Source organism: Agrobacterium sp. NPDC090273 (genome assembly GCF_044772305.1).
In the GTDB taxonomy this organism is placed as follows: domain Bacteria; phylum Pseudomonadota; class Alphaproteobacteria; order Rhizobiales; family Rhizobiaceae; genus Agrobacterium.
In genome coordinates this window covers 642,367-649,472 of sequence record NZ_JBIVYN010000002.1, presented here as the reverse complement: position 1 = coordinate 649,472, position 7,106 = coordinate 642,367, and the positions used below count along the sequence as shown (strand labels likewise).

8 protein-coding genes and 1 tRNA gene are annotated in these 7,106 nt (G+C 59.2%); 1 reads left to right on the top strand and 8 read right to left on the bottom strand.

Annotated features, from left to right (window positions below; all coding sequences use genetic code 11):
* The first annotated feature begins 16 nt into the window (after positions 1–16).
* A tRNA-Met gene (locus tag ACIQT8_RS09315) sits at positions 17–93 on the top strand.
* Positions 94–446: 353 nt separating this feature from the next.
* On the opposite strand, the gene ACIQT8_RS09310 is transcribed toward ACIQT8_RS09315, so the two are convergent.
* From ACIQT8_RS09310 to ACIQT8_RS09275, 8 genes are all read right to left on the bottom strand, one after another.
* On the bottom strand, positions 447–1,016 hold the full coding sequence (locus tag ACIQT8_RS09310; RefSeq protein WP_400964843.1) for a TlpA disulfide reductase family protein: 570 nt from the start codon (positions 1,014–1,016) through the stop codon (positions 447–449).
* 58 nt (positions 1,017–1,074) lie between these two features.
* Entirely contained in the window at positions 1,075–1,626 is a 552-nt protein-coding gene (locus ACIQT8_RS09305) for a carboxymuconolactone decarboxylase family protein (RefSeq protein WP_400964842.1), read from the bottom strand.
* A gap of 71 nt (positions 1,627–1,697) precedes the next feature.
* On the bottom strand, positions 1,698–2,414 hold the full coding sequence (locus tag ACIQT8_RS09300) for a hypothetical protein (RefSeq protein ID WP_400964841.1): 717 nt from the start codon (positions 2,412–2,414) through the stop codon (positions 1,698–1,700).
* A gap of 39 nt (positions 2,415–2,453) precedes the next feature.
* On the bottom strand, positions 2,454–3,098 hold the full coding sequence (locus ACIQT8_RS09295) for a MarR family winged helix-turn-helix transcriptional regulator (RefSeq protein WP_400964840.1): 645 nt from the start codon (positions 3,096–3,098) through the stop codon (positions 2,454–2,456).
* A 70-nt stretch (positions 3,099–3,168) separates the two neighbouring features.
* On the bottom strand, positions 3,169–4,362 hold the full coding sequence (locus ACIQT8_RS09290) for a MauE/DoxX family redox-associated membrane protein (protein ID WP_400964858.1): 1,194 nt from the start codon (positions 4,360–4,362) through the stop codon (positions 3,169–3,171).
* Positions 4,363–4,364: 2 nt separating this feature from the next.
* Entirely contained in the window at positions 4,365–4,997 is a 633-nt protein-coding gene (locus tag ACIQT8_RS09285) for a cysteine hydrolase family protein (RefSeq protein WP_400964839.1), read from the bottom strand.
* 113 nt (positions 4,998–5,110) lie between these two features.
* Positions 5,111–5,959: an alpha/beta fold hydrolase gene (locus ACIQT8_RS09280; RefSeq protein WP_400964838.1), complete on the bottom strand. Its 849-nt coding sequence runs from the start codon at positions 5,957–5,959 to the stop codon at positions 5,111–5,113.
* A 200-nt stretch (positions 5,960–6,159) separates the two neighbouring features.
* Positions 6,160–7,104, bottom strand: coding sequence for a helix-turn-helix domain-containing protein (locus ACIQT8_RS09275; protein WP_400964837.1), 945 nt, complete (start codon positions 7,102–7,104; stop codon positions 6,160–6,162).
* Positions 7,105–7,106 lie beyond the last annotated feature (2 nt).

Here is a 7,106-nt window from a genome sequence, read left to right as displayed (position 1 = left end):
GGCAAAGTCATGGTGCCGCGGGGTGGAGCAGCCCGGTAGCTCGTCAGGCTCATAACCTGAAGGCCGCAGGTTCAAATCCTGCCCCCGCAACCAATATCCCCACAAAGCACAAATCCCCAAGTCAAAAGACGTAAACAAAACACCAAATCAACCGCAAGCGGCCTCGAATAATACGGGCTCGGTTGGTGATTAATATCGAAATATAGGTTTTATGGCGCTGGTCTGTGCGTGAAAAGAGTGGCCTTCGCCGCTCCTGTCACGGCAGTCTTCTAGCTCGAATAAACCGATTAACGTCGCTAAAGCCCCAGGATACGCATGATTTTATATTGAAGGAGAGGCAGGCAGGCGCTTCAGCGTCTGAGCAATACGCCCGACTTCACTAGAAGGAGCCGAGATCCTCGACGTGGATGTGCCGCAATACGAGCGCGGATTTCTTCATCTTGACCTCACGAAACGTGTTTCGACGATGAGGGGATCTCGCATAGTCCGTTGGCGCACTCGCGGTCCTGCTCGCTCACGGTAGCGGGTTCAATCTCGGGGACGCGTGCTGACAGTGCTGTGGCGATCCTTGCGCCGACCGCGATGTCATCCTCGACCCCGAACGCGTGGTTAAGGATGGATCCGTCGCGCCCGATCAGGACGGACGAGGGTGTGCCGCGCAGGCCGAACCGCCGCATCGTTGCTGGGATGTCGGATCCCGCTTCTGCCAGGTCGACGCCGACCGGCGATCGCAGACGGTATTCGTGCAGAAATGCCCGAAGTGTTACTGGCGACATGGCCGCATGATGCTCGAATACCGTATGGATCCCGATGATCTGAAGGTCGGTTCTGGCGAAGATGCGCTCGATGCGTTGCACCTGCGGAATGGCTTCCGCCACACAGCCCGGGCAGAGAACCTGAAATGTATGAAGGAATACCGGACGACCACGAAGCCCTGCGAGGGTCAACGGGGTTGGTGTATTGAACCATTCACTCACCGCCAATTCAGGCGCAAGTGTTGTTGAAGAGCTTAACATAATTCTTGATCCTTAGATTGTGGCGGGCCGGAGAGGAAACGATCCGCCCTCCAGGGGCTTACGCGGCGGCGGCACGCGTGAGCTTCACTCCCGGAAAATCGACCGGAACATCGAGCGCGACATTCAGGTAGTTGGTGAAGAGATTGAGCGCGATGTGAGCGATAATCTCGACGATTTCCTCGTCATCAAACCCTGCTGCTCTGAGAGCAGCCACATCGGCGATCTGAACATCCGCTCGCTCGTTCACCACCTTGATCGCGAACCGGAGCGCTGCAGCCGTGCGTGCATCGGTCGAACGGCCCGCTTGAGCCTCAACCATTTCCTGCGCGGTTGCGCCAGCCTTTCGGTCAAGACCGGTGTGCGCAGCGAGGCAATAATTGCAATTGTTGCGATCAGCGATGGAGACGGCTATCTGCTCGCCGAGCTTGGCGCCGAGACGGCCGTTGCCCAGGGCCCCGAACGAGCCCCACATGCTGGAAAGTGCTGCTGGCGAGTTCGCCGCCGCCTTGAACATATTGGGCACCATGCCGAAAGCGGTCTTGATCTGCGAAAGCTGTTCACCCGTCGTTCCTGTTGCATTGGACGGGTCTAAGAGGGTAATCCTTGTCACGTTCTTTCCTTTCATTTGCCTGGAGGGGGAGATTTGTCGGTCTGGCGATGGCAGTCGCCGGACCGACGTTATCAGTCAGCCGCAATCACTTTACCTGGCAGACTGAGATTTCCGGATGCAACTTTGAAGACGTTGCTGACGCACAGCAGCGGTGCGTGCAGATTACCGTTGACCTTGAGGCCAGCGGTGACGCCATCGAAGGATGCACCTTTGATACCGCTAATCAGAGACAGCGGGATTTCCACATCAACCGACTCTCCTTTGAAACTCGTTGGATATTCTGGGCTATCGATCAGAAGCGGAACACCCGGCCATGTCGCCGGAACCTTGGGCTTGGCGCCTTCCGGAATGTCGATGACCTTGAGTCCACCGCCACAGGCTTTGTCCTGGGCCAACACGACCCAGTGCGGATGCCAGATGTGGCGATTCTTGCCGCCATAAGCCGCATCGTCGAAATCGGGATGGAAGGTTACGGCCAGCGCAACGATGCCCTGATCCTTCTCGAAGCCGATCTCGGCGCTGTTAAGGCTGGTCGGCCACACATAGGCGTAGACACTGGAACCCTCGAACTTGCCGGTCGCGTCCGGCTTGTCCTTGCCGGCCTCGCCGCGCACGCGTGTCGTAAACACCGCTTTATCGCCTTTTGTGACGATGGTGGTCTCGATGATGTCGAATGCGGCCTGCACGGCTTCCACCGGCTTTGCCTCAATGGAATGGGCTTCGGCTGAAATCAGCCATAGCACTGCCGTCCCGGCGACAAGGGCACCGGTTGCGAATTTCAGTAGCATTGAAGTTCTCCTTCCTTTTCTGTTTGCCTGGAGGGTTGATTATCCTTCGACGAAAGCGCTCCAGGTGGCAGCCCGGATCGCTGGGTCGGCGGTTTCATGGTCGCGGCAATCGATGCGGAGTTCCCGCTGGCCGAAGGCCGCGTCTACGAAATTGCAATGATGCGGCCTTGCCGCATCGGTATGAACGAATGGCGCGAAGTATCGACAGCTTGCGCACATCCGCTGGATCGGTATCGCCTCGCGTTCCTGCAGGGAACGGATCATCTTGACCAGCGTGAGCAGGAGTTCCTCCTGCTCCTGCCCGCCCAGCACCCCGGTCGCCTGCTCGGCATCGCCTTCGACCGTGCCGCCCGCCCGCAGTGCGGCGACACCTTCGGACGTCAGGCCAACGCTTACGCCACGCCTGTCATTCGCTGTCTGGCGCTTTTCGACGTAGCCCTTGCGTTCAAGGGCGCCGATGGAGTCCGTAGCCGTTGGCTGGGAAACCGCCAGATGCAGGGCGATGTCCTTGACGCTCAGTCCGCCCTTGCGTCCCTCCAGCAGTTCGAGGATCGAAAGCTGCGTCGGATTGATTCCGGCGAGTTTCGCCCTGTTCCAGTCGTCGGCGCGCATGACCATCGCGATCCGCGAAAGGCCCTCGCGGATACGGTGTTGAATGGCTGTCGGGTTCGTCGGCGTTTCCATAGTGTTTATATATAGGAATCCTATTTAAATGCAAGTGGCACGAGCTGGACCCCGAGATTTCCCATGATGCCTATTGTTTGGTCGGGGGTGCACCTATGCCTTCGTCTGCCCGTGGTCCATGCGGATGATCGGGATTGTAGGAGTGTGTCGCGCGCTCATCGGGCGCCGCTTGTAAAGAATATTCGCTGCCGTAGAAGGTCAAGTGCAGGCCCCAATAGGCGGTCGCAAACACAAGAAGGGCCGTGGCGACACCACCCGGGATCGCCGCGATATGGATTTTCAGCGACGGCAGCATGCGTGTCTTTCGGCATTGGTCGCAGGCGACCGCCACCAGGATTGCCATGATCAGGCCGTGACCGATGAGGTCGATCCGGCCGAATGGCCAGACCGCGGCGGTGAAGATGACGAGCAGGGCGATGGCCGACAGTCGCCGCACGAGCGGTGTCCACAGAAGTCCGAAGCCCATGGTGAATTCCGCCACGCCTGCCATTGGAATGAAGACATCGCGCGGCATGCCGAAGGTGAGGAAAGGCTTTTCCTCAACGAGCGGATAGAACCATTCCGGATAGGCAAATTTTTCCAGGCTCGACCACATCAGTGCGATGGCTAGACCCCATCGCAATGCCTCGAACCGATGGGAACGCAACGCCTCGTTTTTCGATGGTTCCATGATCAGGTAGGCTGCGACACCGACGCCGAGCGCCAAGTAGTCGAAGAGATGGAACAGGTCATAGTCGCGCAGCGCCAGGAGCCACAGCGCTATGATGCCGATGCCCGCCAGCGGCATTGTGGGCCGGAAAAAAATGCAGCCGGCAATGAGCAGTTGCAGCCACGACACCCATTCGCTCGGCGTCTTGAGGTCCGGTGTGAGGTAGACCCCGCCGACAGAGAAGATCGCGACGAAGAACGCTCCGACGGTAACCCTGACATAGTCGTCGAGCCTGTTCCACAAGAATGCGGTCGCGCGATCCAGTCCGCGGTGTATCTTCTCGCCCCAGGTGCTGATTTCTATCAGCCGCGTCCCGGCGAAAAAAATCACCACCAGTGCAATGCCAATCCAGAACCAAATATCGGCGATCACCGTGGTGACCGGCTGCGGTGGTGCATCGATGATGTAGGGGGCAAACCACTTGACGTGCGCCACGGCCGGCTCAAACGGGAACATGGCCAGGCCGGCGACCAGGAGGATCAAGCGGATGGCTCGCAATGAGAGCGGTTCCGGCGCGCCGATCGGGGAGGAAAGTCTGGAAGCGTAGCGCGTCATACTCACTTTGGCGTCCCTTCGAGTGCTGCGATCACCGCTTCGGTTGACAGAATGGCCGAGGCATAAGCTGGTGCGTTCAGTTCGACGGTGGTGGCGACCTCCTGCGAGTTGAAGGCTGCGATGGCATCGGTAACGAGCGTGACGTGGTATCCGAGTTCGGCGGCGTACCGCATGGTTGAATCGATGCAGGTGTTGGCGCGCAAACCGATGATAATGACCTTTTCGACGCCGCTCTGCCTCAGCAGGAGATCGAGGTCGGTGTTTTGGAAACCGCTCGACAACCAGTGCTGCTGCGCCACCGCGTCGCCCGGCCGCGGCTCGAAGTCCGGATGGAAGCTGCCGCCCCATGTGCCTTCCGCAAAAGCCTTGAGGCTGCTCGCGCCTGCCTGCGCCGGGGGCTGATGCTTCCACCTGAGAAAATCGCCCTCACGCCAACGATGATGTGGGGCAATGAACACCCGGATGCCTGCCTTGCGACAGGCAGCCAGTACCCTTTTCATATTCTCGACGGTGTTCAGTCTCTTTATGGTGGCTTCGCAGTAGCCGTAGAGTACGCCGCCTTCCGAGATGAAATCGTTGTACGGGTCGACAATCAGGAGCCCGGTAGTTTCCGTCTCATAGATTGTGTCAGACATGATGCATTCTCCATTAGAGGCCGGTGCGGACATCGCGACTGGGCCGGGTCCCAACGGTTCGAGCTATTCGGCAGCTTGTGTGATATCGAGCCCGATTGGCATCGGCATTCTCCTCACACGTTGCACACGAAGCTGGCGATGATGTCTGCGCTCGCCTGCGGATGCTGGTGATGCGGGCCATGACCGGACTGCGGGAACGTGAGCAACGTCACGGTGGGCAGCATCTCGTTGAGGGCGTACCAGTTTTCGATCGGAAAGATGATGTCGTGGTCGCCGCCGATATGGATGATCGGAATGTGCGTCTGCTTCAGCATCTGCAGTACGGGGGGAGCGGGGAAGGCCGGGCTTCTGGGACCATGCGCAAGCAGGGGGCGTGCAAATCCCACTGGTACTGGCGGGCACAGGTCTTGCTTGCGGGCCTCGATTCTTGCCTGGGAGCGGGCAGCCGCTTCCCGACTGGCTGCGGAGCGCGGTTCGAAGAACAGCGCCGTAATGTCTTCTATCGTGTAAACGTCCTTGCCGGCGAGGTCGTAGAAAAGCTGTTCGGCAAGTTTGACCAGATCGCCGGGTGGTGTCGTCCCGAGGAGGGCAAGATGGCTGATCCCGTTTGGATGCAGGGCAAGCGTTGCTTGCGCCACCATCCCGCCGAGCGACCAGCCTGCAAGGACGACCCCTTCCAACTCCAATCCGGCAACAATATCGCGCGGGTCCGCCGTCATCTCGATCGGGTTATATGTCGGGGTCCCTGTCGAAAGCCCTAGCCCGGAATAGTCGAAGGTGATGACGCGTAACCCGTTCGCTGCGAGCGCATCGAGAAATGCGGGATCCCAGAGATCCATAACACCGCGAAAGCGGTTGCACAGCACGATCGGGGTGCCAGACCCGATTGATCGATAGGCCAGGGTCCGGTCGTTTAACGGAAGATAATCTGTCGGTGCAAGTGTTGCTGAAGTCCCGTCCATGCGATTTTTCCATCCTTAAGAAGGCGAACGAAAGCGCTGCATGCCAGCCGGGCAAGAGTACTGCGAGCCTGATTGGGGGTCTTGTAAGTTCTTGCTTTCGGCAGAGCGCGGTCGTCCGACTTTCGTCTAAATCGTTCGTGGCCGAGCGACTGGCCGTTGTCGGCGGTTCGAGAACATCGAGGAGGTCAAGATGGTGGGTGTCAGCCGCAGCGAACTCTTTGCCACGTTCCCGGAGGCATGCCGACAATGCGGCTGAAGCTCTTTGTTAAATGCGCCTGATCGAAGAAGCCGACGGCATGCGCCACGTCGGCTGGCCTCATCCGGCGGTCGCATAGCATGGCCTGTGCGACGCGGACCCGCTCGCGCGTGTGCCAGGCATGTGGAGAAACACCCAGAGAAGTCTTGAAAGCGCGGCAGAAGTGGAATGGCGAAAGTTGAACGAGATTGCAGAGTTCGCTCAGCCGAATGTTCGAGGCGAGCCGCGAGCGCATGTATTCGACCAGAAGGCGGCGTTGTGTCGGGGACAGGCCGTAGGGGCGGTCCTCTCCCGGCTTCTCCAGTCGCGATATGGCGTTGAGGAGCGAAAGCATGAGGAGATCATCGCGGAGTGTTTCACCGCTATCCTCCTCGCTGCAAGCGAACTCGAACTGCCGTGCCACATGATAGAGTGTCTCATCGTAGAACATGTGCCTGGGGCGAAAGTCGCAGGCCTCGAAACCCGCGCCTAGTTGCTGCCCAAGCTTGCCGACGTCAAATTGCAGGACGAGCCACCGAAGGTATCCGGAGGGCTGATCGAAAAAGCCCCACTGCCGCGCTCCCGGCGCGCTGACCGACATCTGAAACGGTGTGTCGTGGGTCGGCGTGGGTCGGCGCGACCTGTGGGGACCGATCGTTACGCGCGCATTGTCCTGAGCCAGCATCACAACGAGCCGTGAGCAATCAGCTTCGTCCGAATTGTAGGAAGGGCGAAGGCAGGAGGCTTCCACGACCTTGGCGCTGAGATGAGTCCACATCGAGACAGACTTGATCTCGTAGCTGATCCCATCATGGCGTATCGCCGAAACGTGCCTCCAGGCATCGGGCCCGAAGCTCCGTGGTCCGGAAACCATCGTTTGGATGCTGTCATGAGATACCTGCCTTGCCATGC